This is a genomic window from Rhodococcus erythropolis R138, from assembly GCF_000696675.2.
Taxonomy (GTDB): Bacteria; Actinomycetota; Actinomycetes; order Mycobacteriales; family Mycobacteriaceae; genus Rhodococcus_F; species Rhodococcus_F erythropolis.
On record NZ_CP007255.1, the window covers coordinates 3,183,739 to 3,210,047 of the forward strand.

The window sequence follows — 26,309 nt, forward strand, 5'->3', positions numbered from 1 at the left end:
GCGCAAGGGATCAGAAGATCTCGATGCCGAATGTGTGGCTGAGGAAGCCCTGCATGATGAAGAGGATTCCGGTGACGATCGCGATGAGCACTACCGCGAAGCACACCACTGCGCCTGCCACGGCCAACGGACTGCGAGCCGCGACGGCAGTGCTCCCGCCGCCACTGCCACGTTGCCCGGCGTCGAGGGACTTCAGGCCGATTGCGAAGATCGCCGGAAGTCCGGCGCCAAGCAGGAGGCCGACAAGTACGACCTGCCAGAGCGAGTCGACGGTGTTTTTCAAGATATCCATGTCGATTCCCTCTTTCAGGCTTTGACGTCGGTGGTGACGCGGGCGTCCGGACCGGGGACCTCTGCAGGCACCAGGCCGCCGTCCCACTCGGCGTTGACGTTGCTCGGATCGATGGGCTCCTTGCGGGAGCGCAGATACATCCAACCGGCCAATGCGATGAGCACAGCGAAGACGACCAGGACACCGGGCAGGCCGCCGACGATGTTGGCCAGTCCCCAGCACAGAGCGCCGACGATCGCAGCGGACGGGAGAGTGATCAACCAGGCGACCGCCATACGTCCGGCGACGCCCCAACGAACCTCGGCGCCCTTGCGTCCCAGACCGGTTCCCATGATGGAACCCGTCGCCACATGGGTGGTCGAGAGTGGAAGACCGAGGTGGCTGGAGGTGAGAATGATGGCAGCAGAAGATGCTTCGGCTGCCATGCCCTGCGGCGCGGCGATCTCGACCAGGCCCTTGCCGAGTGTGCGGATTACTCGCCACCCGCCGAGGTAGGTTCCGGCAGCGATCGCGAGTGCGCAGGTGAGCTTGACCCAGAACGGCATGTCCGCGTCGGCGGAGATGGTTCCATGGGCGACCAAGGCGAGGAAGATGACGCCCATGGTCTTCTGAGCGTCGTTGGTGCCGTGTGCGAGGGAAACGAGTGAAGCCGAACCGATCTGGCCGAGTCGGAAACCCTTGTCCTTGGTTTCCTCACCGACGTTGGAGGTGATGCGGTAGATGAGCCAGGTTCCGGCCGCTGCAACCAAGCCGGCTACGACGGGAGCGAGAACCGCGGGGATGACAACCTTGCTGAGCACGCCGCTCCAGGCGACACCGCTCATTCCGAGGGACGCGATGGCGGCGCCGATCAGGCCGCCGAACAGTGCGTGTGAGGAACTCGAGGGGATGCCGAGCAACCAAGTTGCCAGGTTCCAGATGATGCCGCCGACAAGGCCGGCGAAGACGATGGTGAGCAGCGCTTGGCCACCCACATTTCCGAGGTTCACCACGCCCTTGGCCACGGTGGCAGCAACCTCTACCGAGAGGAAAGCTCCGACCAGGTTCAAGGAAGCAGACAGAGCGACTGCCACCTTGGGCTTGAGGGCGCCGGTTGCAATCGACGTGGCCATAGCGTTGCCAGTGTCATGAAAACCGTTGGTGAAGTCGAACCCCAGAGCGGTTACGACGACGACGAGGAGAACGATGAGTTCCGCATTCACGAGAAGTCATGTTCCAACACCTGCGGGCCACAAATCGACCTGAGACGTGGTCGTTCCGCGATATTTCCACCACTCGGCACCTGTTGTTCATCTTCGTCCGGATAATTGTCCGTTTCGAAACGCCTGAGGCAGAGAAAATTCATTCGTGTGCATGGTCGTGGAGTTTGTGGAGGCATACGCCAATTGCCGGACGGACGTATCGGGTTCTGGACTTCCTCGAAATCGGGTAAGGCCAAGCGGCTGCGGAACAACCCACGCGTCACCGTCGTGCCGTGCAACAACCACGGAAAGGTTGCCGACGGCTCTTTGCTGGTTGCCGGGACCGCTCAGTTGGTGAGCGGCGGACCTGAATTCGACGAGATCCGCAGCAAAGTGAACGCGAAATACGGTGTGATGGTGCCTATTTCGAAATTCTTCAACACCCTCGGTCACATCGGTAATGGTCCGTTCCCGTATGGCGACACCGGCGTGATCATTTCCGTCGATGCGTAGTCGGGATTGCGCAGCGGAGTAGCCTGAAAGTATGGAACCCACGACCGGGCGCCTCTGCCTGACGGTTCCACGAATCCTCCGTTAAGGAGCCTCGTCATGGCGCACATCAGCACTCTCGACTATGCAATGGAAGCGCCGCAGCGCCATGTCGGGCAACCTTTCCCGTCGCCGACGCGGACTCCGCGGTTCCTGCTTCGTGGTCAAGGCGCCGTCAAGGCATCGGTAGACGGCGCGTGGTTCCCATGGACCACCAACGTCACGGCGGAGCTTCACGATCTGATATCCGCACTTTCGCTGAGGTTGGGGCCGATCGCGCGGGTTGCGTTCGACTGGAACACGATCAGCAGCGCGCAGCGTCGTATGGACGAGGTCGACGGACTGGAAGTGCGGGGTCCGTACCCTGGCCAGCCTCACGATTTGATGTATCTCGACGACATCTATGGTCGTCAACTCGTTCTGATGATGATTCCGCCGTACACGGATCCGGACCGTGCGTACGAGATCATGCGGCGGTTGGTTGATCCTGGCCGCAGCGAAACCTATCGGGTGCAGTGAGATCTTTTCTGACGTGCGGGGTCGAATCTTTCAATTCCTGAACATGCGTCCAGTTTGTCTGGTTTGATGGTTCTCGTAACCACAATCTCAGGCGCATTCCTTCAGGTCAGCGCTTGGGCGCGGCAGCTTGACTCCCTGCCGTGTCGTCGGTCCGGCATGTCCACCACCCTCCCACTGTGCGTGAGCGCCGGATCGAATGAAGCCCCGCCCTCCCCACGGGGGTGGGGCTTCTACTTTGTTCGGGCTGGCCGGCGTTCGCATCGCCGAATCTGCCGGGCTGTTCGGCAGTTTGGGACGCGTTGCTCCGTAGCATCCTCACTGTGAACATTTCCCTACTCGGTGCGGCGGGGCTTCAGGACTGCGCCGACAGTGGAATGGACTGTATGGACGGATTTGGGGCGTTCGTTCTTCTGTACGTCGGCGGATTCACTCTCGCCTTGATATGGATTTCCCTGTGCCTTGTCGGAACGGCCGATGTGGTTTCCGTGTCCCGGCGAATCGGTGTGTGGCGAGCAGTCGCCTTCTTTTTCGGGATTTGGCTTGTGCCCATCGCCGGGTTGAGTGCATGGCTTGTTTTCCGACGCTCTCGTTGATTCCCGAAAGTGGACCCGGAGAGGTAGACGCGTTTCCGGAACCCGGTAACTTGTTGGATCAGAGGCGATTTGAAATGTGGCGAGAGCCTCTTGTCGATGCAGCAGGCGACAACGTTCATCCAGGCGATGCCGGAACTGGTTGGGCCTGGGCCAACTGGCAGTGGGTGGTCGGGACCGCCCGCTACGGCCGAGGGGGATCTGCTCGGCATCGACGAACTCGGTTACATGGAACTCGACAAACGAGGCGCCGAGCTGCTTTTTCAGGTGTTGACCGAACGGGAGGAAAAGAACTCCGTCGCCATCGCCTCCAACGCGTCGTTCTCCGGCTGGACGACAATGTTCACCGACCCACGACCTTGCGCCGCCATCGTGGATCGGCTCACCTTGCGGCGGCAACATCATCGAAACCGCCACCGACTCTTACCGACTCGTCCACATCCGAGCTCAGCAATCCGCTTGATACACACACAAGGTGGGTCCGGATCACGCCCTATCGGACTTGAATGAGACTGACATTTTCACTGAGATCCGCACCTAGCCTTGAAACTATGTGGCATCCTGCCGCTCCAGCCAGTTCAAGATCGCTTGGTTGGTCTCTTCGGGTCTTTCTTGCTGGATCCAGTGACCGCAGTCGAGATTGACTACTTCCACATTGGGCACGAACTCTGTCAGGTTCTCAGCTCTCGCGATCGCGTCACGGTCGCCGTAGATCATAAGTGCGGGCTGTTGGATAATCGGGTCCACCTCCGCCAGCAAATGCCAGTTGCGGTCAAGGTTCCTGTACCAGTTCACACTGCCCGTGAATCCTGTCGATTCGAAGGCGGAGACGAAAACGGCCAATTCGCTATCGCTCATCAGAGGCTCACCGAGTGGTGTCTCTGCTCTGGCGAGATCGATCAGCGCCATACCCGGCTGAGGCTCCCTGAGGGGTTCGTTCTTCCGGTACAGGTTGCGGAGGAACCGGAAGGTGTTGTCTTCGAACACCGCGTCCGCGACGCCCGGCTGTCGATTGAAATGGACGAAGTAGAAATCACCGCCGAGCACGGCTTCCATGAACTCAATCCAGGGCTGCTCTCCGCGATCCTGGTAGGGCAGGCTCAGGTTGATCACTTTGTTTACCCGGTCCGGGTGCAACAGGGTCAGGCCCCACACGACAAAGGCACCCCAATCGTGACCGACAAAGGTGGCATCGTCGTAGCCGTAGTGATCGAGAAGTGCGATGAGATCACCCGCCAAATGTTCGATGTCATAGTCCGTCACTTCGGTCGGACGTGATGAATTCCCGTAGCCGCGCTGGTTCGGGACGATGACGTGGTAGCCCGCCTCGACAAGGGCGGGCACCTGGTATCGCCAGGAGTACGCGTGCTCTGGCCATCCGTGACACAGCACGATGGGTTTCCCGGCATTGTGTCGCCCTGCTTCGAAGACTTCGAGTTCCACGCCGTTGACTTGGATGAGGACGGGCCTGGGGAAGTCGGATGGATTCACGGATGCTCCTTTGAGTTGACTACCGATCTCGTGTCTGGATCGACCGGTTGCTCCGACGTTAGGGAGCATCGTGGACACATAAAGTCCTAGATCGCTGGCAATCTGAAGAAATGCGGAACGATCCCACAGGCCGAGCACTGCAATTGCTCTCGCTCCTTCAGACCCATCGCTTCTGGCACTGTGCCGAACTTGCCGCACGACTCGATGTCACGCAGCGGACGGTGCGCCGCGACATCGATCGCCTACGCGACCTCGGTTATCCGGTCGATTCCACGTCCGGAAAGTACGGGGGCTACCGACTTGCAACGGGGGCACACGTGCCGCCCCTGATCCTCGACGATGACGAGTCCGTGGCGGTAGCCGTCGGACTGCGCTACGCCGCCGAGGCCGCCATCGGAGGCATCGAAGAAACATCGCTGCGCGCGCTGACCAAGATCGAAGCACTCCTGCCCCATCGACTACGCCGACGTGTGTCGGCACTGCATTCGAGCGTCAGTTCCATGCGGCGGGCAGATGACGACATCGTCGACCCCGAAGCACTCAGTGTGCTCGCTGCGGCATGTCGCGACCACGAGCACGTTCGTTTCGACTACCGGCGAGGTGACGGCGAGAGCAGCAGACGGCTCGTCGAGCCGCACCGCCTTGTCACGGCGGGACGTCGTTGGTACCTCGTAGCATGGGACCACCATCGTGCGGATTGGCGAACATTTCGACTGGACCGGCTCTCGGAGCCCTGGCTGGCAGGCAGTCATTTCACGCCACGCGAGATCCCGGGCGGTGACGCGGCAGCCTTCGTCGCGAGATCAGTCGGCTCGCCACCCCGTCACCACGATGCAAAACTCGCCATCGAAGCTACGTTCGCCGACCTCGAGGGCGTACTCAGATGGATAGACCACACACCGATCGAGGTGGCAGCGGACCGCTGCCTTGTCGAGATCCGCAGCGAAGATCTCGGCAGGCTCGCCATGACGGTTGCGCGCATTGCGCTCACCGCCCCAGTGGTCGTCATCGAACCAACCGAGCTTGCCGACACCGTCAGTCGGCTCGCCCTTCACCTCAGGGTCTCGCCACCATGACAGTCAGAAGAGGATTGTGCGACAGAACCATTCATGTCCAGGTTGCCGCGGGGACGTGTTCCCCGCGCAGGCCCCTCGTCTATCGAGACACGTATCCGTTCCCCTGTGAGCTTGGAGAGTAAGTGACCAATTCGAAATCATCGCCGGCTTCCATCCACCCCCCGACGTGGAAGTTCGACTACCCGATCATCCACGCCGAGACTCGGGAACAGTGGCGAACTTGGCTGACGGACAATCACACGTCAGGCCGAGGTGTGTGGTTGTGCTCCTGGCGCACCACCACCAGCCGACCACGCTGCCCCTACCCTCAGGCCGTTGAGGAAGCCATCTGCTTTGGTTGGATCGATTCCACCAACACCATCCTCGACGAAGAGCGCAATTTGCAACTGTTCACGCCTCGTAGACGCAAGAGTTCCTGGACCCGTCTCAACCGCGAACGCGCAGCTGATATGGAAGCGCGTGGCCTTATGACCGCTGCTGGTCGCGGTGCAATTGCTGCCGCGAAATCCACTGGTTGGTGGACGATTCTCGACCAAGTCGAAGACCTCGAGGAACCATCTGACTTGCAGGCGGCGCTGGACCTGGACCCGCAAGCTCGAAGCAACTGGGACAGTTTTCCGCCCAGCGCCCGCAAACAGATGCTGTGGTGGATAGTCTGTGCCGCTCGAGACGCAACACGGGCAGGTCGAATCGCCCATATCGTCAACAATGCGGCCATCGGCGAACGTGCTCGCTGCTGATCCGCGATTCGACCGCGTCCGGTATGAAGGCCGGTCATCATCTGTCCGAGGGGTTTCCCTCGGACCGAAACAAGTCCACCCGCCCCGCAGAAGCGGGACGGGTGGACTCGGTACTCGCAGGTCTGACTTACGTCAGGATGCGGATCACACGTCGTAGTAGAGCTCGGATTACGTTCTGCGCGTTTGTTATTGCCAACTATGTTGGCGTTGTTGGATCTAGCTGCACTCTATTGCTGGTTTCGTTTGTAGCGTCAGGGGCTGCTAGTTCTACTGCGGACGGACTGCGGACGCAATCCACCCCTTTTCCGCGGCGCCACGAATAAGGGGGCGCACTACTGCGCCCCCAAGGGTGGTCACTAGTGACAGTCCTGATCGGTGCTCAACACTGATCAGGTCGTGGCGCTGCGTATCTCGCTAAGCCCGCTCACTAGTGAGCGACCTGACCGTAGTTGAAGTACGGCCAGATGGGTGGATGGGTACTCACTAGCGAGTACCCTCGGCGTTTTTGTGGGAGCGCGCAAACCAGTTGTGTCGAAATTCGTCACAACTGGTCCGTGTCGAAATTCGACACAGTTGGACCTGATGTCAGTCGAACTGAGAGCAGGGGGTTGTCGTGATGACTATCCCTGTATGCCGCTGACTGGCTATTGGTGTCTTGCCTGCTCCTCTGCGTCGAGCGCAGCGGCCTCAGCGCCGGCAGTGAAGATTCGTCGCATCAACGAGATCTGCTCGGAGTTCCAAACGGGGAAGGTTGCGCGAACTCTCTGGAACGAAGCCTCATATTCGGCGGTCCAAGGCGCCCGCTTGGGCAGGTGTGGAGTTCTCATGCGTTGCCGTTCTGCTGCCGTTCCGCTTCTTCCCTCGCCTCGATGCGAGCTTGGGCGGCACCGAAACAGCGACGTGCCACGGCGATTTGTTCGGAGTTCCACGGCGGGAACGTGGCCAACACCTTCTGGAGATGGTCCTCGTCTTCCTGTCGCCAGGGTGCTTTTTTCGGCAGATGCGGAGTTCTCATCCGGTGAGCATGCGCTTCAACATGCCGAAAGCGTGGTGATATGACCACAGTTGGTTTGAGAAGTCCTGCTAGGACAACGCAAACCACGTGTGGAGTTCTTCTCCACACCTGGTGTCGGTTGAGGCGAGAGCAGGTCAACTCGTCTCGCCGCGGAGGAACCGATCGCAGTCGTCGCGATGGATTCGCCAGTGGCCGTTCGGCGCTTTGCGCTGATACCCGAGAAGGCGCTCGGACTCAAGATCCTTGCGGACGGTGACGGGATGCCGGCGCATGTAAGCCGCGGCCTCGTTCACGTCCATCCACGGGGTTTCGATGTTCTCAGTCATGCCTTTGCACTCTAGGGCGGTTCACCCAAGGGGGCGGTGAATCGGCGCTAGCCAGTCTCCCGCGAAAGGGTTCGGATCGTGAACTGACCATGCATTCTTACGTTGCGGCACTGCCCACTTCGGATGCCGCTGCAAGCGAGTTTGACGCCGATTTACCGGCCGGCCGAGGGATCGAACCTGGTGTTACGACTCGATCCCTCTGACCTGGTGTTTCCTAGGGCATTCTGACGGTTGCGCTGGTGCTGAAACTGCCCACCTCGCGCCCCTGGATGACCGGTGATCGTGGCCCCTGATACGTCTCAGGCCTCGATATGGCCCGTCTGGGCCCCAAACCCCCAGACCCGTAGGCGTTCCGAGACACAGAGCGTTGCGGCTTGACGATGGGGGCCGGGAGGGAGGTGTTGCCCCTACCCCTCAGACTCGGGCGGAGCGGCAGCCACAGAGCGTTGCGGCTTCTACTTGACTGATCCGGCCTCGACGTAGTTGCCGTCTTCGTCTGCGAGGCTTCCGCATTCCGAGCACATGTAGACGTCGACTTTGCGGCCGTCGACCTTGGCGTTCTCGTAGTAGAGATTCATGCTGTAGATGTCGTTGGTGTGCGGGTTCACTGGGCATGTCATAGATTCAATGTTCGCATCATGCTCACGTGCGCATAAGTGAAATGGTCAAAGCAACCCTGGATGCTTCTGGTCGATGCTGGGGTGTCGCCGCTTCTTCTGGTTGGCGCGGCGTGCTGCTGCTGATTCCTGTGCTGTCTTGTGCTTGTGGCATGTCGAGCACACGGCTTGCATGTTGGCGATGTCCTCGGCTCCACCTGATTCGATGTTCACGATGTGATCCGCTTCGGTGGCCTTGCCTGTGCATCCCTCGTAGCGAAGCTGGCAGCGTTCCTTGTCTCGTGCGAGGACTGCTGAGCGTCGGTTGCGGTGCCCTGGTGTGCGTGTGCGGTGACTGCTCCCGGTGCCCCAGTTGCTCTGCGCCATGGTCAGAACATCATCGGCATCATGCGGACGCCGCGCTTGGGGTTCCGATTGGGGCTCGACTCAGCCTTGCGTGCAGCGATGATGGCTTCCTGATCTGCCCGCTTGCGGTCCTCCCACAGTTGCACGAGCTGCTGCTTGGTCGGTACCCATACCTTGGCGTCAGAGGTGGCGAGCCATACCAACTGTGCGAGTGGATCAGCCGGCCACGGCGCAGAGATGAGACGCTCGCCGGAGATGAAGTCCCGCGGTACATCACTGGCTGCCTGTGCGCGCCAGCCTGGCCACACCTCGTCGAGGTTGGCGATGTCGGTGTCTCGTGCCAGTCGATCGTTGTCACCGGTCCGTCGAGCAGACTCAAGGATGCCCTCGTAGTTCTGTCCCATCACGACGGTCTGGGCTGTCCTGAGTGCGTCGTACTGCGCTCGCAGCGTGGGTAGTTGGCGCCATGCGTCGGATGCCTTCTTGCCGGCTGTGATGGCGTCGTCTGCGGACTGGATGCCGTCGAGGTCCTGTGCGAGCGTGCGGACCTCAGAGATGGTTGCAGTGACACGAGCATTGAGCTCGGTGAGGATGGCCGGCGCAGCTCCTGAGATGACGCTCTCGCACTGAATCACGGCGCGCTTGGCCAAGTCGTCGAGGACTGTCCGTTGGTTCTGGTGGTCTTCGATGTAGGCGCGCTGGCGGGCGAGGTGCTGGCCGAAGTCGTCGGGAACCTCTCCGGTGGTGAGGATTCGCTCGATGTCAGCTTCGGAGTCCGACTGTTCGGGGTCGAGGTGCAGGGCCTGCAGTCGATGCAGGCAGGTGTCGGCTACCTGGACAGCCTGGGTCCATCCCGGAAGCTGTGAGGCGATCTCAGCGAGGATGGTGTTGGAGGTGTAGCGGGCAATGGGGCGAAGGTAGTGGTTCATTTGGTTCCCTTTCCGAAACGGCGTTCGGCTTCTGCGGCACCGGAGGATCCGGCTTTGCGTTTGGCTTGCTGCGGTGTGACTCGGGTTCGTGCGACGAGAGCCTCGAACTCTTCGTCGGTGAGGGTGTAGAGATATTCCTCTAGGGCGAGGTCGAAATCTGCGGACATGACGTCCCTTTCGGTTGGTCTGGTGGCGTTCATCGCCCGGTGAAAGATGTGGCTTGCTGCTTCTGCCGAATGCGTTCCTTGCGGATCGCTTCATCGATGTCGGTCACGTGATAGTGGATGTGCTCTTCGATGACGCGGCCACCTTCGGCGATCGCGGACTGAATCGAGTTGGACCCCGCCTGATCCGAGACGACAGGCGCGACAGCCTGAGCTCCCTGGACGGCAGCATTGATGTCCATCGCTGCCTGCCAGTACCGGTGGTTCGGATCCAAGGGCGTGCCCTGAACTCCGAGGATCTCGGGAAGCGCCTTCTTGGCGATGTCGCCCGCTTGGGTTCCGAACTGGCTGATTCGGCCTTCGAGGTAGAGCCGCTGCTCCTCCGGGGTGAAGACGCCACCCTCGGCGAACATGCCCGCTATTTGCATGCCCATCGCCCGCTGCACACCCTCGACACCCTGCTTACGGGCAATCGAGTTCATGCCATCGACGAACGACGAACCCACAGCGCGAGTCCACTCGGGCCGCATGATCGACTCACCGCCGGAAACTCCGACCTGGAACTTGTCCTGGCCGGGGCTGTATCCGGGGATGATCCCGCCGAGTGCGTAGCCGTGCCCTTGGCCCCACATGGCCCCGAGGTCGTCGCCATACCTGGATCGGTAGTAGCGCAACGCCGCGGACATTGAAGCGTCGGGGTCGGTGCGGTCGTTCGGCAGATCCGGGTTGCGGTAGGTCGCAAAGGTTCCAGGAATGACCTGGAGTAGACCCACCGCTTCATTGCCGCCCGAGTTCACGTCCTGAACCGACTGGACGATGTTCGGGTTGCCGCCGGACTCGGACTGAATCTGTGCGAGCATCAGATTCTGATTGCGCTCGCTGGCGTCGAATCCCTCTCGCTGGAGAGCTTCGATCGCCTTGGAGCGCCATTGTTCCGCGCCGGCTCCGATGTCGAACGGTGTCGACCCTGAATCGTTCGGCCCGGAGGCGCCCCTGATTGCAGTGGTCATCGCATCCTTGATTGCGGTGAACGCAGCCTTGGGGAGTTGACCCATCAGTGTCGGCCCGAAATCTGGTATGCCGGCACCGATGCCCGACACCGTCTTGTCGAATGTCGAAGCTGCAACCGACCGAGCCGAGTTGACTGCACCGCCAAGAAGGCGGCGCACACTTCCCATAAGCCCTCCGCCATCCGCGTCGGCCGGATCGCCGCCAGGGCCAACCGGTTCCGTGACTGCCCAGTGCACATGGTTGTTGTGCTCCGCCATCGTGCCCGCGCCATAGAACCCGTAACCGTCACCGACTGGGTTTCCGGCGCCGATGTTGCGATTGAACGGATCGTGAATCAACTCGATGGTTCGACCTGCAAAGTTGTCTGCAATCCAGCCTGCGAGTTGGCGCATCTCAGGGGTTGAGGAGTAACCGTTCGAGAAGTCCGCAGCCATACCTTGCGAGTGGTAGCCGTTGTCGGTGTAGCGAAGACCGGAGGTCATTTGCATTCCGGCGCCGAACTTCTCCTGCACGGCCGACGTCATCGACTCGACGATTCCGCCGTTTGCGAAGTACTGCATTCGCTTCTTGACGCCAGCTACGCCCTCGGCTCGTGCGGCGGCATTCATGCCGTTCACGTAGCCGGAGCCCATGGCCTGGGTCCACTCCGGGCGCATTACAGCTTCGCCACCCGAAAGGTGCAGTCGCCCACCGGTTGGTGATGCAAACTCGTGCACATCACGGCCTGGGGTGTAACCCGGAAGGATGCCGCCTGTCGCGTACCCAGTCTTGCCGCCATCGTTGCCGCGAGCGTCAAGTACTTCACCGGTGCCGACTCGATCGACTCCGTCCCACTCCTTCAGTCCTGGGATGACTCTGGATACTGCATTCCACGCATTTTTAAGGGCACCATTGATGACGTTGTCGATGATCCAGTTGATCGGATCGGCGGCCATGCCCTTCAGCCGATCCCAGTTCCCGCCGAATCCTTCGACGATCCCGCGACCGAATTCGAGGAGAGTTCCGAGACCTTCCTTGAGGCCCGGGAAGATGGTTCCGGTGATGTTGCCTACGACCTCGCCGATCTTGGATCCGAGGTTGCCCCAGTTGGTTTGGCCATCCTCCGTAGTTCCAAGGATGTTCTTCGCCAGATCGCCGAGGCTGGACTTGAAATTACTGAAGTCGCCTGTGCCTAGCGAGATCAGAGCCTGAGCGGCGTTCGATCCGAAGGTCCCGAACTCACTGCTGCCGATCCGCTGAGTCTCGATCGACTTGAGCTGAAGTTCTTCGAGCTTGCGGTCGAATTCCTCGACGTCGCCGAAGGTCTTTTCCCACTCCTCGCGGGTGTACTGCTTCTGTCCACCCGATCGGCCACCGCCCACGTTCGGACCGGGAACGGTGTTCGGGAGGAAGGCAATTCCGTTTCCGTTCGTGTTCGGCGTGAACCCTTCCCCGTTTTCGGGTGACGGGAGGTTGCCGTCTCCACCGCCGTCGCCCCCGAAGAGTCCGGACAGCCAGCCCCACGTCTTCTTGATGTTGCCGATGCCCATGTTGATGGCGCCGCCGTTTGCACCGGGAACCCCGGCTGCTCGGAAGATCGATGCGTAGCTGTCGCCGGCCACTCCGCCGAGGCTTCGTAGTGCTCCGCCGAAGTCGCCCTTCGAGGCACTGTTAGCGGCACCGAAGACTCCGACCGGCGCGCCTTCTGTCGGAAAGGCTCGGTTGATCAGGTCCGTCGTCTGTGCGACCAGGATTCCGGCTTCCTTGACCAAGGTCAGGATGTCGGTGATCGTTCTGCGAACGTCCTCCCAGAAGTCGCGCATCTTCTGCTGACCTTCAGCGGTGCGCATCCAGTCGGCGAATTCACGCATCGTGTCAGTGAGGCTCTTGACCATTGACTGGCCGGCTTCGTCGGAAGTGCTGAACAGACCTCCGACTACTCGGCCGATCTCGACGAACAGATCCTTGATCTCACCGAAGGCTCTGATCGAGTCCTCCATGAAGGTGCGGATCTTGTTCTGCCCCTCCTCGGAGGCAGTCCATTCCTGGAAACTCTTCATCGTGTCCGCGAACGAACCGCTGAGGCCGGGGAGGAAATCCGAGCCGATCGAGGCGATGTTCGTCAGGCCACCAAAGAGATCCGAGAGTCCGTCGATGACAGGCTGCATCGAGATCCGGGTGTTCTCGAGAATGTTCGTCCAGTCGAGCTTGCTGGACTCGCTCGACAGATCAGCGATCGCGCCCTTGAGTCCGATATTGATCTCGGTCGCAATGCCGCCGAGGCCATTCTTGAGGATCGGGAAGTAATTCGTCGCAAGGTCGGTGATCGATCCACCGAGGCCGGCGAACAGGTTGTCCTGGATCTGAAGTCGGAGATCCTTCCAGGCATCACCGAGGCTGCGAGTGTCTTCCACGAACGCACGGGCGTTGGGCGACAGATTGGCCAAGGCTGCGGCATACTCGTCGACCGCATCGGCATTGGCTGTTGTCGCTTCAGCGGCACGTTGCTGAGCATCGATGACGGCTTCCTGCGAATCCGCAAGGTTCTGCTGCGCATCGAGAACTGCACCCTGCGCATCGGCTACCGCAAGGTGTGAATCCGCCAGAGACTTCTGCGAATCGATGACACCTTGATCTGCATCGGCGATCGCTTCTTTCGCGGAGACGACCTGCTCGGAACCTTCGACACCCGCCTGATTCGCGGCAGCGACCTCCTCGCGAAGGTCACCATTGCGCTCGCGAACCTCGTCGAGACGAAACTTCGCCTCATCGACATTGAGGGTCGCCTCAGCGACGTCATCTGGGGTGACAACCTTGTTGTCTTTCCAGAGGTCTCGGAGTTGCCGCTCAGCCCGGCGGACCGCCTGCTCGGCACCGCGCTCGTCGAGTTCAGCTCCCCTTAGGGAGAGTTTTAGATCCTCGATCTGCTCCTGAGCATCCTTGCGGGCTCGGGTCAGGCTCTTCTGGGCATCCTCTGACCGCTTCTGTGCCTGGGTAACTCCACGTTCAGCGCGCTCGACATTGTCCAGTGCTGTACCCACGCCACGCTCGGCGCGGGCGACACCGTCAGCGGCCTTCTCCACGCCACGCTCGGCGTTTGCCACAGCCTTCGCGGCCGACGCACGTTCCCGGGCCTCGGTCGCCTGCTGCTTCGCGGTCTTCGCGGCATTCTTCGCAGCTTCCTCGGCAGATTTGGAGCCCTTCGCGAAAGCGTCGAACACTCCGGTGGATCCGATGACGATGGTCGCGATACCGGCTGCGGCAGATGCGGCTACGGCAGGGAGCAGTGAAATGACTCCCGCGGCCTGGGCGAGTTGACCGATCAGCGGAACGAGGCTGACTGCGGCTAGTCCAACGAGGGCTGCGGTTGCCAGCCCAATGGGGCTGATAATCCCCGAGGCAGCTGTGCCGATTGAGCCGATGCCGCCGACACTGCCGATCCCCTGGGATGCTGCGCGAAGTGCTGCCAACTGCGCGAGTGCTGCAGTGATGTCGAGATCGAAGTCCGCGTGCATCGCGCGGCTGGCCTCGACCCGGAAGGCGCGGAGTTGTTCACGCGCCACGGTCAGGTCGAGGCGAACGGGGATAGCGACGGCGGAATCGACTGAGGTCGCCGCCAAGTCTGTACGGAGTTGCTGTCTGAATCCCGAAAGGTCTGGGGAGACCTTCACCTTCAGTGAGGCGTTGTATCTCCCCAGACCCGCTTCGAGCCGCTGCTTGAAATTATTCAGATCCGGAACAATGATGACCGGAGCTTCGACCCGCTCGGACCGGAGTTGCATCTTGACTCTTCGATGGAATCCGCTCAGATCTGGGCTGATTTTGATCGATGCGGTTCCGGCGTTGAACTGAACAGCCAAGGCAAACCTCCGGGTACTACGCCACGAGACCACCTGCCCCGTAAGCCATCACGACATTCCTGTCGAATTCGAGGGCCCCGGCGCCCGTCCTTCGACCGTCCAGCGATCTCGCGATCCGTTGAACGTGGCGTCTGCTGCACCCGAGGATTTCCGCGGCTTCAGCACTGCCTATGGATAATTGTTGTGGGATAGGCTCTTTCGCGACGTCGCCTTGTCGCCGCTTACTGAGTTCGTCAGTGGCTGCGTTCAGCCCGTGGAGCAGTTCTTGTTGCAGGTCAAAGAGCTTTGGCTCCACTTTGTAACCCTCGGTCGTCATCTTGCGGATGGCAATCGAGACCAGCAGATACATGTCGCGGACGGCTTGCCCTCGGAGCAGGATCACTCCCGCTCCGAGGTGCTCAGCGTCAGTCCTCACTGCCGAGCTCGCTAGGCCAGTCGGTGCGGCCGACTGATGCGGTCAGGGCGGTGAGGTCCAGCATCTGAGCCTCGAAGTCTTCGTCGATGTTCTTCCTGAAGATGTCCGCGAAACTGAACAGGATTGCGAACGTCAACTCCGCCAGACGATTACGCTCATTAGCCTCGTCGATCACGATCGACACCCCCTCGATGTCACCTCGCTTGGCATGGAGGATTGCGGCAAAGGTGCGGCTGAGATCCTGGGGTGCAACGATTTGGTACACCGCGTCGGGCATGGCCATGATGATTCCCTTCCGGTTGCGGTGCGTGGTCGGATTGACCACGCACCGCAAACTCAGCGGAGTGTCTTGTTGGCATTCTTGGCGGCAGCGACGAGATCAGCTCGCCTCGGAGTCTTCGCCTTGTCGCACATGACGAGTAGCGGTTCGACGACGCACTCGGCCATCAACTTCAGGGCGTGGCCGGCGACATAGCCGAACAGTTCGGGGCCGACTTCCGTCAGGTAATCCTCGTTGACCTTCCTCATGGCTTCGATGTCGTGGCTTTTGGCGGCCATGTCGTACATGAGCCGGGTGGCAGCCTTCTGGATGACGTCGATGTCGATCACGGCATCGGGGACCCCTTTGTCGTCGACGACTGTCACGAGGGCGGGTGTCTCGGGTGTCTCGTTGGTCATGATGCTGCCTTTCGTTGGGGTGTCGTGGGCGCGCGGAGGTGCGCGGCCCAAATTCCAGTGCTGTCGTGCTCTCTCGCGGCCGCATCGCACGCAAGCCTCACTGGGCATACGATGCAGACCAATCGCGCCTCACGGTGGCGCTGAGAGCGGCTCTCCATGGACTCGTCGTCAATGAAGTCATCGAAAAGCGGTGCGCGGCCCGTACAGAGCGCACCTTCGAGTCGTTCGTCGACGAGCGAGGCCAACAGCTCGAGAGGTTCTTTCTTGCGGCGGCTCATCGGATCAGCCCCTCGATGTAGTCGAACTGTTTGAGTAGATGCGGTTTACAAACCAGGCATGGCACCATCCGGCCGTCGAGATCCTCACCGAGCCATCCGTTGCGGCACCGAGGGTCATGGGAAGCAGCGACCTCGGACGAAACTTCGTCTTCCTCTTCTCCGAAGCGATCTCTCATCTTTTAACCAGCTCTCCGAGGGAGTGGATGGTTCTTTCGTCGGCGCCGACCGCGGTCGATCTCTTTCACGATCTCGTACTTGCTGTGACCGAGGGCGGCGAGTTCCTTGGCGAGGATCTCTTCGTCCTGGCTCAGATCCACGCGCATTCGACGGACTTCTTCGACCGGAGTCAGCGGTTCAGGCTCGGACTCAGGCTCGGGAGCCCATGTCGGTTCCTGTTTCTCGGGAGCCTTGAGAATCGGATCCTCGGCCGGCGTCGGCTTGAAGAGACTGCTTCCGAAGATGGATCTGAATCCTGGATCGAGTTCGTCTCGGCGTTTGTCGTCCACCACTTCAGCGTCGAGCGGTTCTTCCTCTCCGCGTGCGCTCGCGCTCGCGTTTCGGACTAGGGACGAATTATCTGGTGTGGATGCATTGGTTTGATGCCCTGGTATTAGTACCTGGTGGGGGGTAAGTGAGTTACCCCCTTCGAGGGGTGTCAATTTACCCCCTTCCGAAAATGGTTTACCCCCTTCAGGTTCCGTATTTACCCCCTTGCTACCCAAAGGGGATAAGTGAGTTACCCCCTTGGATTGGGGTGAAGGGGGTAAGTGAGTTACCCCCTTCGGAAGGGTCATCGAATAGACGTTCGCCTTGCCCTTCCAGTGCTGATTTCCGCCCTCCTCGGTCAGGACGATCCACCCCTGCTCGATGAGTTTGCGAAGCGCCTTCTTGGCTGTGGGAACGGAGACTCGCGACGACTCACAGAGCCTTGGAAGGCCAGGAAAGGCGTTCGTCAGGTCGCCGTTGGCGAACGTGCTCAGATTCAACAGGACTCGATACTCGGCATGGGTGAGATCTGCACCGCGAAGCGCTTCCATCCAAGTGAACTTGTTCAATGGCGAATCACCCATCGGCTATCGCACCTCCGCGCATCTTGTTTTGGATGCGCCGCGCAGCGCCGGTTGGGGAGTGCAAATCGCGCACACCCTTCCGGCGCCACGCGTAACGCATCGAGTCAGTCACAGATCAAGCCGCCTCGTTCACGTTGTCGGAGGTGCCGAGCGCTAGGTCCACCAGCAGCAACAAGTCGTGAGCGAGTCGAACCGCCTCTGAGACCTCCAACTCGACCTGACTGCCTTTGATCCTTTCCATGATCTGGCCATCTCCGACCTTCGCGTACTTCTCGAAGGCAATGTGCGGTTCCGCTTCTGAGAGGCGTCGTCTCAGGTCCACGCTGACGAAGGCAGGACGGATCCGGTCATCGGTACCGGTGAACTGAATTCCGTTGTGACGCCCGAGAGTTGTGTACAGCGGAACCGACATCACCATGCAGTCCTTCGCCTTGATGGTCACGAAGTCGCGGTCAGGATCGGCCCACGGCTCACGTTCGTCCGGGAACCTGGGATCCTTGCCTTCGTCGATCGGGATGTCGAAGTCTCGGCTTTCCTCATGTCGGGCGAGCACACGGTCGAGCGCGGACTCTTGCTTGACGTTGACGATCTGTCGCTTAGTCATCACGCCACCTCCGCAAAACCGGCGCCGTGAGAGAACCGAACAATCAGAGCCGAATCGCCGAGAACGGCTGCCAGCTCCTCGGCCTCGTCGAACGACAAGCGGAGAGAAGGGTTCCCGGCCCCGGGAAGCGTTACTTCGATGCCGCCGTTTTCGGTGACGCCTACGCAGACACGCTGCTTGTTGCCGATCGAGTCGCGGTGTGACCCGACTCTCACTTCACTTTCGAAGACATTGGGCACTACAATGGTGGACATAGATACTCCTTCGTAAGGGTTGGGGTTCTGAACGGCATCGGCTACACACGGAACGCAACTCCCGTAGCCGGTGTCGTTTTTGCTGTTTGCGCGTGCGCGGAGCATTAGGCGGACTGGCTTTCCTGCTCGGCGAGCCAAGTCAGGACCACGCTCTTTCGGTACACACGACGGCGCCCCAGCTTGAAGCTGGCCGGCCCTTCGTGAATGGATGCCCAGTAGCGCAGCGTCCCAGTTGGAATTGAAGTCAGCCCGCTCACCTGCTTGGCGTCGATGATGGGATCGATTTCGCCGTTGTTGTGATGGGCGGCCACCTCGACCGCCAGACCTCGAACACTCATTCGATGCTCCAATCGCATTTTTGTGTCGAATTGACAATTTCAATGCTGACCGTGCTGAGGGCGCTTGTCAAGCTGAGCTGCGTTGGTTTTTGCAGTAATGTGTGATTTATGCACCAGGAGAACGAGGCCAGTGACTTCAGAAGCGGTCCGACATGGACGGAACGTGCGGGCGGCGACTCGCAGCAGGCCGGCCGCGACAGCGGTTGGAGGAACCAGGGTTTCGGCACCGCAATCCGCGTGGCACGTGAAGAACTCGGCCTAAGCCAGAGGGGGCTGGCCGACAAATTGTCAGCAGCACCCTGGAATCTGAAGCTTGACCCTTCGGCAATTACTCGTCTGGAAAAGGGTCAACGCGAAGCGAAGCTGGCTGAGGCTCAGGTCCTGGCGGTGGTTCTCGGACTCTCACTCGATGACATCAATGATTTTGAGAGTCATCATGATTCAACGCAATTCAGTCTCAACGAGATTCGTGTGCGAAATGCTATGCGGGACGCCCGCGGAGCAATTCTTCGGGCTTTGCGCGCGTCGCAGTCAGCTGTGAATGCAATTGAGGGCGACGAGAGTGATGATCTGGCCGTCCTTGCTGAACGCAATGTCTCCACGTTCTATGACTGGATCGATAAGTTGGCCTCAGGGATGGAGCGATCCTTCCGATTTACTGATCCGAAGTATGGCGACGGTGTGTGGGTCTATGACACAGAAGCATCTCTGCGATCGGGACAGCGGATAGTGGAGGCTGTAGTCAAAGACATCTTTATTTCCGAGAAAGATTTTGCTGCAGTGGATGATTGGCATGATCAGGAGATTCGAGGCTTCTGGCTAGATCAGGCACGAGTAGCTCTTGAGGAAGCCTACGGCGAGTCAGTGGCCCGGGAGCGATTCAGCGAATTGTTCGGCAATGGCTCCTCCGAGGCGTAACCGCCGTTCCGGCGTCGAGGATCGTTGGACTAAGACGATCAAAGTCGATGACCTGGAGCAGAAAGTCCCATCTGCGAATGACGGCAAGGGGAAGCGTTGGCGTGCCCGGTATGTCGACGATCTCGGCACCGAGCATGCGAAGGGATTTGATCGGAAAGCTGACGCGCAGATCTGGCTGAATGAGGCCACGACGGCGCTCGGCACAGGCACTCACGTTGCACCACGCGATGCGCAGATGACGGTGCAGGAGTGGTGCGATCAATGGATCCTCGGATACGCCGTTCATCGCGACTCGACCGTCAGGCAGGCGCGCACTCACATAGCGCAGATAACCGCAGAGTTCGGGGAGGTCCGCCTTGCAGCTGTCCGACCATCGGCGGTCAAAGCGTGGACAGCGAAACTGAAAGCGGACAAGTTTGCGGACTCGTACATCTATGCCTTGCATTCGCGTCTGGCGCAGATCATGGGTGACGCGGTTCATGACGGGTTGCTTGGACGCAATCCGTGCTCACGTCGGACGTCGCCACCGATGGGCCGCGCCAAGGTCTACGTGATCACGACTGAGCAGCTGTGGGCGCTGCATGACGCGATGCCGGCACATTTTCGTGTGGCGATTTTGCTCGGTGCGTTCGCCGGCCTCCGGATCGCGGAAGCGGCCGCGGTACTTGTCGATGATGTCGACTTCATCAGGGGGGTGGTTCACCCGAAACGGCAGTGGCCCGACAAGCCATTGAAGACTCAGGGGAGTGACGCGGCTATACCGGTGCCACAGTCTCTCGCGCTCATGTTGTCGGCGTCAGTGCAGCAGTGGCCCCATGCGCATATGGTCACGAACGGCGAAGGGAAGGCCTCGGGGCCATGGTTGATCGAACGCGCACTGCGAGCGGTGAAGGACTCGGGGGACGTCGACCTTCCTGACGAGTTCACATTCCACGACCTGCGGCACTATCTCGCTTCGCTGCTCATCGCCTCGGGAGCTGATATCAAAACGGTCCAGGCTCGGCTGCGGCATGCGAGCGCGAAGACAACGCTCGACACCTACGGTCACCTGTGGCCGGACGCAGACGAGTCCACCCGCCTGGCGATCGATGCTGTGATCACGAAACGGATGGACTCGGCTGAAACAACTGCGGACGCTCTGCGGACGGAAGGCTAGATTAGCCGGTTCCCGCCCAGGTCAGCGACCAATGCGGATCACACGTCGTAGTAGAGCTCGAACTCGTACGGGTGCGGACGCAGGTTGACCGGAGCGATTTCCTGCTCGCGCTTGAGCGAGATCCAGGTCTCGATCAGGTCGGTGGTGAAGACGCCACCCTCGGTCAGGTACTCGTGATCGGCTTCGAGGCGGTTGATGACCGTCTCGAGGCTGGTCGGAGCCTGCGGGATGTTGCGAGCCTCCTCCGGGGGAAGCTCGTAGAGGTCCTTGTCGACCGGAGCCATCGGCTCGATCTTGTTCTTGATGCCGTCCAGGCCGGCCATCATCTGTGCAGCGAAGTTGAGGTACGGGTTACCCGAGGAGTCGGGTGCGCGGAACTCGAGACGCTTTGCCTTCGGGTTGTTGCCCGTGATCGGGATACGGACAGCGGCCGAGCGGTTCCGCTGGCTGTACACGAGGTTGATGGGGGCTTCGTAGCCCGGCACCAGACGGTGGTACGAGTTGATCGTCGGGTTGGTGAAGGCCAACAGCGACGGAGCGTGGTGCAGGATGCCGCCGATGTAGTGGCGCGCCATGTCCGAGAGGCCTGCGTAGCCGGACTCGTCGTGGAAGAGGGGCTTGCCGTCCTTCCACAGGGACTGGTGGACGTGCATGCCCGAGCCGTTGTCACCGAAGAGCGGCTTCGGCATGAAGGTTGCGGACTTGCCGTGCTGCCAGCAGGTGTTCTTGACGATGTACTTGAACAGCTGCAGGTCGTCAGCAGCTGCGAGCAGCGTGTTGAACTTGTAGTTGATCTCCTGCTGTCCGCCGGTGCCGACTTCGTGGTGGCCGCGCTCGAGCTCGAAGCCCGCGTTGGTCAGGTTGGTGGAGATTTCGTCGCGCAGGTCCACGTAGTGGTCGTACGGAGCGACGGGGAAGTAGCCACCCTTGGCGCGAACCTTGTAGCCGAGGTTCGGGGAGCCGTCGGCGTTGGTCTCTGCGCCGGTGTTCCAGGAACCGGAGATGGAATCCAGTTCGTAGAAAGCGGAGTTCATGCCGGAGTCGTAGCGAACCGAGTCGAAGATGTAGAACTCGGCCTCGGCGCCGAAGAATGCGGTGTCCGCGATGCCGGTGCTGACCAAGTACTCCTCGGCCTTGCGGGCAACGTTGCGCGGGTCGCGGCTGTAGGACTCACGGGTGAACGGGTCGTGCACGAAGAAGTTGATGTTGAGGGTCTTCGCCTTGCGGAAGGGGTCGATCTGCGCCGTGGTGACGTCGGGAAGCAACATCATGTCGGACTCGTGGATCGACTGGAATCCGCGGACCGAAGATCCGTCGAATGCGAGGCCGTCCTCGAACACGTCCTGGTTGAAAGCAGACGCCGGGATCGAGAAGTGCTGCTGGACGCCGGGCAGGTCGCTGAACCGAATGTCGACGTACTCGATGTTCTCGTCCGCGATGTACTTGATGACCTCTTCGGCCGTGGTGAACGCCACGCTTGTGCTCCTTAAGTCGCTTCAGCCAAGTGATGTCGGTTGAATCCGTCGAGGCAGACGGTAGGGAGCTGGTGTTGCCCGCTCGTCAACCCTTTGTTTCGGCAGTGTTACGCGTCGCAGCATCCTGGGGATTTCCGAAGTCCATGTGACCGGCCACACAGTTAAAACCCGGCAAATCTGGACTACGGTGCTGCGACGCCTATCCTGGACAGCATGGCACGTATCACCGGAACTTGGCTCTCTGGGCCGCAAGCAGCTTTGCCGAAGAGCACGGACGGCCGTGAGCAGTCGTACCGTGGCGAGTTCCTCGGTTTCCCTCAGGAGGGGCCGGGTTCGCTGGTCGGTTCGGGCCGTCGTATCGCCGCACTGTTGGTGGATTGGGTCATGGCCGTGGGAGTGGCCTCGCTCATCACCGGAGACTTCTTCGACGGTATGACCTCGACTGTCACGCTGATGGTGTGGTTCGCCGTCGGTGTCGTCACCGTGGCTCTGTTCAACTTCACCCCGGGGCAGTTCGTCCTCGGACTTCAGGTTGCGCGAATCGAAGGCCCGATCCGAGTGGGCTTCGTTCGCGCGTTGGGGCGTCAGGCGCTGCTGGTGTTCGTCATTCCCGCGACCATCACCGACATCGACGGTCGCGGTATGCAGGACCGCGCGACCGGCACTTTGCTCGTGAAGTCGCGCTGACACAAACTTCTCGAACGAAGAAAGACCCGGGTCCGTATGGGCCCGGGTCTTTCGTTTGCTGTGGGGGAGTGTCAGCGACGACGAATGGTTCGCTGCATTCCCTTCATCTTCGCGCCTCCGGGCATCGGGCCCTTGGGAAGCGCTGCTCCGCCGCCGCGTGCGCTGAGCGCAGCGAGGCGACCTTCGATGTTGTCCATGCGCTTGGTGTCGATGTTGCGGGGCAACTTGTTCAAGTAGCGCTGGAGCTGCGAGAGCGGAACCTGGCCCTCGTCGTTTCCGATGATGATGTCGTAGATCGGGGTGTCGCCGATGAGGCGGGCAGTCTTCTTCTTCTCCTGCGCGAGGAGGCCCTTGACGCGTTGCGGCGAACCCTCGGCGACGAGGATGACACCCGGCCGTCCGACGACGCGGTGAACGGCGTCGAGCTGGGTGGTGCCGGCGACGGCATTCGTGACGCGCCACGCGCCCTGCATGTTGTCGAGCGCCCACGCAGCGGCACCGGCCTGGCCTTCAGCCTTCTTGTACACCGATTTCTGGACGCGGCGACCGAAGATGATGAAGGCGCCGAGGAGACCGAGAACGATGCCGATCGGCAGCAGGAACCACTGAAGGCCCCAGATGAGACCGACCAGGAAGAAGACCAGAGCAGCACCGACGAGGGTGCCGATCATCAGCGGAAGGAGGAGCTTGTCGTCCTTGCGCTGCATCTGGAATGCCTGCCAGAGCTGAGTTCTACGTTCCTTGGAAGCCTGCTTGCGGGCAGCCTTCGCTGCAGCCTTTGCCTCTTTGGTGGGTTTGCCCTTACCGGATTTGCTGCCGTTCGCCATGTACCCAGGATACGTCCATTGCTGTGCGCCTTTACTAACCGCCCGCGGTTAATAAAGGCGCACAGCAAAAAGTGGATCAGCGATTCAGGCGCGCCATGAGTGAGCTGGCTTCCTGGGAAGCGTCTCCGCCCTCGGTCAGATGACGCTGCGCCTCGGGCAGTTCACGGCCGTGATGTGCCATGGCCTGCGCATACAGGCGGCCGGCGCGGTACGACGAGCGAACCAACGGACCGGCCATGACGCCGGCGAAGCCCATCTCTTCTGCAGCCTTGGAGTGTGCGACGAACTCCTCGGGCTTGACCCACCGCTCGACGGGGTGGTGCCGGGGCGAGGGTCGCAGGTACTGGGTGATGGTGAGGATGTCGCAACCGGCGGCGTGGAGATCTGCCATCGCCTCGGTGACCTCTTCAGGGGTTTCGCCCATACCGAGGATCAGGTTTGACTTGGTGACCAGTCCGTAGTCGCGTGCTGCGGTGATGACGTCGAGGCTGCGCTGGTACCGGAATGCCGGACGGATCCGCTTGAAGATGCGGGGGACGGTCTCGAGGTTGTGTGCGAGCACCTCGGGGCGTGAGGCGAAGACCTCGTCGAGCAGTTCCGGCTTGCCGTTGAAGTCCGGAACCAGGTTCTCGACGCCGGTGCCCGGGTTGAGTTCGTGGATCTTGCGGACGGTCTCGGCGTAGAGCCAGGCACCGCCGTCGGGGAGGTCGTCGCGGGCGACGCCGGTGATCGTGGAGTACCGAAGCCCCATGGCCTGAACGCTTTCCGCGACGCGCCGGGGCTCGTCGCGGTCGAGTGCTTCGGGCTTGCCGGTGTCGATCTGGCAGAAGTCGCAGCGGCGTGTGCACTGCTCGCCGCCGATCAGGAACGTGGCTTCGCGGTCTTCCCAGCACTCGTAGATGTTGGGGCAGCCTGCTTCCTCGCAGACGGTGTGCAAACCTTCACGCTTGACCAGGCCCTTGAGCTCCGTGTACTCGGGGCCCATCTTTGCGCGGGTCTTGATCCAGTTGGGTTTGCGTTCGATGGGCGTCTCCGCGTTTCGGATCTCGAGACGGAGCAGCTTACGTCCTTCTGGGGCGATAGTCACGACAGTGATCCTACGCCCGGTGATTACTGCAACGGGGTTCGGGCGAGCCCGTCAGCTGTACTGAACAGTAGTAAAAGTCGGAGTAGGCGAGGCGCTTTCGAAGGTGACGCGCTCGACGTTCCGTTCGGTGACGGGCATGGTTCCGTCGAGAGCAGCGATCACTGCCTCGGTCACAGCGGGAGTGACTTCGTCCACGGTGACGTCGCGACCGAGTTCATCCGACAGCGTCGTCACCCCGGCGTCACGGATGCCGCAGGGGATGATGTTGTCGAATCCGGTCAGGACCGAATTGCAGTTCAGGGAGAAGCCGTGCAGTGCCACGCCCCGTTGGACGCGCACGCCGATGGCGGAAACCTTGCGCTCGGGCTTCCATTGCCCGTTTGCGAGTTCGGCGGGCAGCCAGACGCCGGAGCGGCCGTCGATGCGCCCGCAGTTCAGGCCGAGGTCCGTGCACACCGTGATCAGTGCTTCCTCGATACGTCGGACATATCGCACCACGTCGATGGGCTCGGCCAGTTTCACGATCGGATATCCGACCAGCTGGCCGGGGCCGTGCCAGGTGATCTTCCCGCCGCGGTCGACGTCGATGACAGGTGTGCCGTCGACGGGACGGTCTTCGGGTTCCGTGCGTCGTCCTGCCGTGTACACCGGCGGGTGTTCGAGGAGCAGTAGCGTGTCCGGTCCGATGTCGTCTGCCCGCGCTGCCGCGAGCTCACGCTGGCGGTCCCACGCGGCGTTGTAGTCGATCAAACCGAGTTGCTCGACGGCGATCGGCAGTTTCGAGAACCGGGCGGAAACGTCAGCGCTGCTCATGGACGTAGAGATTACGCCCGACTTCGGAATCATCCGAGTGCGGCCGCCAGCGCTTCCCCGATCGTGTTGTGGCGGAAGGAGAATCCCGCCTTTTCCAAGGCCGCGGGAATGGCGCGCTGGCCACCGAGGATGCCACTCTTGGCGAATTCTCCGATCAACGCTTCAAGTGCGAACCCGGGAACGATCCAGGGAGCCGGTCGGTGGACCGCACGGGACATGGCGTCGTTGAACTGGGCGTTGGTGACAGGTGCCGGACCGGTCAGGTTGACGGGACCGGAGATTTCGGAATTCGTGAGCGCGAACTTGATCGCGTCGCACTCGTCCTCGAGTGAGATCCACGGAAAGTACTGGCGACCGTTGCCCAGTCGCCCACCGAGACCGAACGAATATAGGCGCCGAAGCCGACCGAGCATGCCGCCGTGGGGTGAAATCACGACGCCCGAGCGCAGATTGACCACGCGGGCTCCCGCCTTGCGTGCGGGCTCGGTGGCAATTTCCCAATCGCGACACGTCGTGGCGAGAAAGTCGGTGCCCGCCGGCGAATCCTCGTCGACGATCTTGTCGCCGGTGTCGCCGTAGTAGCCGACGGCGCTCGCGTTGGCGAGTACGGGAACCTTCTGACTTGCGACAGCTTCGGCCAGGACATCGGTCGCGACGATGCGGCTGTCACGGATCGCCTGCTTGTAGGAACCCGACCACCGTTTGTCGCCGATGCCGACGCCGCAGAGGTTCACGACGGCGTCAGCGCCTTGCAGGACGGAGAGGTCCAGACGGTCCTGGTCCGGGTCCCAACGCGATTCGTCGGGTCCAGCGGTCGAGCGTCGCACGAGACGTACGACGTCGTGGTTGTCGGAACGCAACGATGACACCAAGGCCGTTCCGATCAAACCGGACGAGCCGGCGATGACTACTCGCATTCGGAAAGCCTCCTTCGATTCAGCCTGCTTCGATATCCGACCGTGTATATCCGACCGTACTGAAAAAGCCGGGGCGCCACCTCCTGATGGAGATGACGCCCCGGTCGG

The 26,309-nt window shown here is 61.0% G+C and carries 30 protein-coding genes and 2 pseudogenes; 8 read left to right on the forward strand and 24 right to left on the reverse strand.

The genetic code is table 11. The annotated features are described in order from the left end of the window. Positions 1 to 10: 10 nt before the first annotated feature. Positions 11 to 292: a hypothetical protein gene (locus H351_RS14890; protein WP_003941641.1), complete on the reverse strand. Its 282-nt coding sequence runs from the start codon at positions 290 to 292 to the stop codon at positions 11 to 13. A 14-nt stretch (positions 293 to 306) separates the two neighbouring features. Further along, positions 307 to 1,494 (reverse strand): inorganic phosphate transporter, encoded by a 1,188-nt coding sequence (locus tag H351_RS14895; RefSeq protein WP_003941590.1) that lies wholly within the window; start codon positions 1,492 to 1,494, stop codon positions 307 to 309. 183 nt (positions 1,495 to 1,677) lie between these two features. Between H351_RS14895 and H351_RS14900 the strand changes: the two genes are divergently transcribed. The 3 genes and pseudogenes from H351_RS14900 to H351_RS14915 all read left to right on the forward strand — a co-directional run. Continuing rightward, positions 1,678 to 1,986, forward strand: coding sequence for a PNPOx family protein (locus H351_RS14900; protein ID WP_029255599.1), 309 nt, complete (start codon positions 1,678 to 1,680; stop codon positions 1,984 to 1,986). A 96-nt stretch (positions 1,987 to 2,082) separates the two neighbouring features. Further along, positions 2,083 to 2,541 carry a DUF5994 family protein gene (locus H351_RS14905; RefSeq protein WP_029255598.1) on the forward strand — a complete coding sequence of 153 codons (459 nt, stop codon included), beginning with the start codon at positions 2,083 to 2,085 and terminating at the stop codon, positions 2,539 to 2,541. 788 nt (positions 2,542 to 3,329) lie between these two features. Continuing rightward, positions 3,330 to 3,594 (forward strand): annotated as a pseudogene (locus tag H351_RS14915) (ATP-binding protein); the annotation flags it as partial. 86 nt (positions 3,595 to 3,680) lie between these two features. Here H351_RS14915 and H351_RS14920 read toward each other — a convergent pair. After that, positions 3,681 to 4,622: an alpha/beta fold hydrolase gene (locus tag H351_RS14920; RefSeq protein ID WP_029255595.1), complete on the reverse strand. Its 942-nt coding sequence runs from the start codon at positions 4,620 to 4,622 to the stop codon at positions 3,681 to 3,683. A gap of 110 nt (positions 4,623 to 4,732) precedes the next feature. On the opposite strand from H351_RS14920, the gene H351_RS14925 reads away from it, so the two are divergent. Together H351_RS14925 and H351_RS14930 are read left to right on the forward strand one after the other, a co-directional pair. Further along, entirely contained in the window at positions 4,733 to 5,698 is a 966-nt protein-coding gene (locus H351_RS14925) for a helix-turn-helix transcriptional regulator (RefSeq protein WP_020969896.1), read from the forward strand. A gap of 122 nt (positions 5,699 to 5,820) precedes the next feature. Next, complete coding sequence (locus H351_RS14930) at positions 5,821 to 6,438, forward strand: YdeI/OmpD-associated family protein (protein ID WP_029255594.1); 618 nt, start codon at positions 5,821 to 5,823, stop codon at positions 6,436 to 6,438. A gap of 823 nt (positions 6,439 to 7,261) precedes the next feature. Here the strand turns inward: H351_RS14930 and H351_RS14935 are convergent. From H351_RS14935 to H351_RS14995, 16 genes and pseudogenes are all read right to left on the reverse strand, one after another. After that, positions 7,262 to 7,453 carry a hypothetical protein gene (locus tag H351_RS14935; RefSeq protein ID WP_029255593.1) on the reverse strand — a complete coding sequence of 64 codons (192 nt, stop codon included), beginning with the start codon at positions 7,451 to 7,453 and terminating at the stop codon, positions 7,262 to 7,264. Between the two features lie 134 nt (positions 7,454 to 7,587). Next, positions 7,588 to 7,779, reverse strand: a complete 192-nt coding sequence (locus tag H351_RS14940; RefSeq protein ID WP_029255592.1) for a helix-turn-helix domain-containing protein — start codon at positions 7,777 to 7,779, stop codon at positions 7,588 to 7,590. A gap of 455 nt (positions 7,780 to 8,234) precedes the next feature. Next, a complete protein-coding gene (locus H351_RS32110; RefSeq protein WP_158510644.1) occupies positions 8,235 to 8,399 on the reverse strand; it encodes a hypothetical protein in 165 nt (54 codons plus the stop codon). A gap of 45 nt (positions 8,400 to 8,444) precedes the next feature. Further along, positions 8,445 to 8,762: an HNH endonuclease gene (locus H351_RS14945; RefSeq protein WP_051636482.1), complete on the reverse strand. Its 318-nt coding sequence runs from the start codon at positions 8,760 to 8,762 to the stop codon at positions 8,445 to 8,447. Positions 8,763 to 8,764: 2 nt separating this feature from the next. Further along, positions 8,765 to 9,670: a hypothetical protein gene (locus tag H351_RS14950; protein ID WP_029255590.1), complete on the reverse strand. Its 906-nt coding sequence runs from the start codon at positions 9,668 to 9,670 to the stop codon at positions 8,765 to 8,767. Next, positions 9,667 to 9,837 (reverse strand): hypothetical protein, encoded by a 171-nt coding sequence (locus H351_RS32115; RefSeq protein ID WP_158510645.1) that lies wholly within the window; start codon positions 9,835 to 9,837, stop codon positions 9,667 to 9,669. The genes H351_RS14950 and H351_RS32115 overlap by 4 nt, the downstream gene beginning before the upstream one ends. A 29-nt stretch (positions 9,838 to 9,866) precedes the next feature. Next, a complete protein-coding gene (locus H351_RS31410) occupies positions 9,867 to 14,606 on the reverse strand; it encodes a transglycosylase SLT domain-containing protein (RefSeq protein ID WP_144440110.1) in 4,740 nt (1,579 codons plus the stop codon). 94 nt (positions 14,607 to 14,700) lie between these two features. Next, complete coding sequence (locus tag H351_RS14960) at positions 14,701 to 15,066, reverse strand: hypothetical protein (RefSeq protein ID WP_144440111.1); 366 nt, start codon at positions 15,064 to 15,066, stop codon at positions 14,701 to 14,703. A gap of 22 nt (positions 15,067 to 15,088) precedes the next feature. Further along, positions 15,089 to 15,424: a hypothetical protein gene (locus tag H351_RS14965; protein ID WP_029255587.1), complete on the reverse strand. Its 336-nt coding sequence runs from the start codon at positions 15,422 to 15,424 to the stop codon at positions 15,089 to 15,091. Between the two features lie 11 nt (positions 15,425 to 15,435). Beyond that, positions 15,436 to 15,777, reverse strand: a complete 342-nt coding sequence (locus H351_RS14970) for a hypothetical protein (RefSeq protein WP_029255586.1) — start codon at positions 15,775 to 15,777, stop codon at positions 15,436 to 15,438. Next, complete coding sequence (locus tag H351_RS32925; protein ID WP_081051158.1) at positions 15,774 to 16,055, reverse strand: WhiB family transcriptional regulator; 282 nt, start codon at positions 16,053 to 16,055, stop codon at positions 15,774 to 15,776. The genes H351_RS14970 and H351_RS32925 overlap by 4 nt, the downstream gene beginning before the upstream one ends. A gap of 179 nt (positions 16,056 to 16,234) precedes the next feature. Then, a complete protein-coding gene (locus H351_RS32545; protein WP_029255584.1) occupies positions 16,235 to 16,561 on the reverse strand; it encodes a hypothetical protein in 327 nt (108 codons plus the stop codon). Between the two features lie 357 nt (positions 16,562 to 16,918). Next, a pseudogene (locus H351_RS32930) lies at positions 16,919 to 17,125 on the reverse strand (helix-turn-helix domain-containing protein); the annotation flags it as partial. Between the two features lie 115 nt (positions 17,126 to 17,240). Next, positions 17,241 to 17,729, reverse strand: a complete 489-nt coding sequence (locus H351_RS14985) for a hypothetical protein (RefSeq protein WP_029255583.1) — start codon at positions 17,727 to 17,729, stop codon at positions 17,241 to 17,243. Next, a complete protein-coding gene (locus H351_RS14990) occupies positions 17,729 to 17,983 on the reverse strand; it encodes a hypothetical protein (protein WP_059016342.1) in 255 nt (84 codons plus the stop codon). The genes H351_RS14985 and H351_RS14990 overlap by 1 nt, the downstream gene beginning before the upstream one ends. A 104-nt stretch (positions 17,984 to 18,087) precedes the next feature. Beyond that, positions 18,088 to 18,321 (reverse strand): helix-turn-helix transcriptional regulator, encoded by a 234-nt coding sequence (locus H351_RS14995; protein WP_037119569.1) that lies wholly within the window; start codon positions 18,319 to 18,321, stop codon positions 18,088 to 18,090. A gap of 108 nt (positions 18,322 to 18,429) precedes the next feature. Between H351_RS14995 and H351_RS15000 the strand changes: the two genes are divergently transcribed. Both H351_RS15000 and H351_RS15005 read left to right on the forward strand, forming a co-directional pair. Then, complete coding sequence (locus H351_RS15000) at positions 18,430 to 19,239, forward strand: helix-turn-helix domain-containing protein (RefSeq protein WP_029255580.1); 810 nt, start codon at positions 18,430 to 18,432, stop codon at positions 19,237 to 19,239. Then, complete coding sequence (locus H351_RS15005; protein ID WP_029255579.1) at positions 19,220 to 20,395, forward strand: tyrosine-type recombinase/integrase; 1,176 nt, start codon at positions 19,220 to 19,222, stop codon at positions 20,393 to 20,395. The genes H351_RS15000 and H351_RS15005 overlap by 20 nt, the downstream gene beginning before the upstream one ends. Before the next feature lie 38 nt (positions 20,396 to 20,433). On the opposite strand, the gene glnA is transcribed toward H351_RS15005, so the two are convergent. Continuing rightward, positions 20,434 to 21,870 (reverse strand): type I glutamate--ammonia ligase, encoded by a 1,437-nt coding sequence (gene glnA / locus H351_RS15010; protein WP_003941609.1) that lies wholly within the window; start codon positions 21,868 to 21,870, stop codon positions 20,434 to 20,436. Positions 21,871 to 22,083: 213 nt separating this feature from the next. Here glnA and H351_RS15015 point away from each other — a divergent pair, with 213 nt between their 5' ends. Further along, entirely contained in the window at positions 22,084 to 22,557 is a 474-nt protein-coding gene (locus H351_RS15015; RefSeq protein ID WP_019748923.1) for an RDD family protein, read from the forward strand. 71 nt (positions 22,558 to 22,628) lie between these two features. Here the strand turns inward: H351_RS15015 and H351_RS15020 are convergent, their stop codons facing one another. From H351_RS15020 to H351_RS15035, 4 genes are all read right to left on the reverse strand, one after another. Next, on the reverse strand, positions 22,629 to 23,384 hold the full coding sequence (locus H351_RS15020) for a DUF4191 domain-containing protein (RefSeq protein ID WP_003941625.1): 756 nt from the start codon (positions 23,382 to 23,384) through the stop codon (positions 22,629 to 22,631). Between the two features lie 76 nt (positions 23,385 to 23,460). Beyond that, positions 23,461 to 24,471 carry a lipoyl synthase gene (gene lipA, locus H351_RS15025; RefSeq protein WP_003941610.1) on the reverse strand — a complete coding sequence of 337 codons (1,011 nt, stop codon included), beginning with the start codon at positions 24,469 to 24,471 and terminating at the stop codon, positions 23,461 to 23,463. Positions 24,472 to 24,522: 51 nt separating this feature from the next. Next, positions 24,523 to 25,284, reverse strand: coding sequence for a lipoyl(octanoyl) transferase LipB (gene lipB, locus H351_RS15030; protein WP_020969894.1), 762 nt, complete (start codon positions 25,282 to 25,284; stop codon positions 24,523 to 24,525). Positions 25,285 to 25,313: 29 nt separating this feature from the next. Beyond that, positions 25,314 to 26,201, reverse strand: coding sequence for a TIGR01777 family oxidoreductase (locus H351_RS15035; RefSeq protein WP_019748921.1), 888 nt, complete (start codon positions 26,199 to 26,201; stop codon positions 25,314 to 25,316). Positions 26,202 to 26,309: the final 108 nt, after the last annotated feature.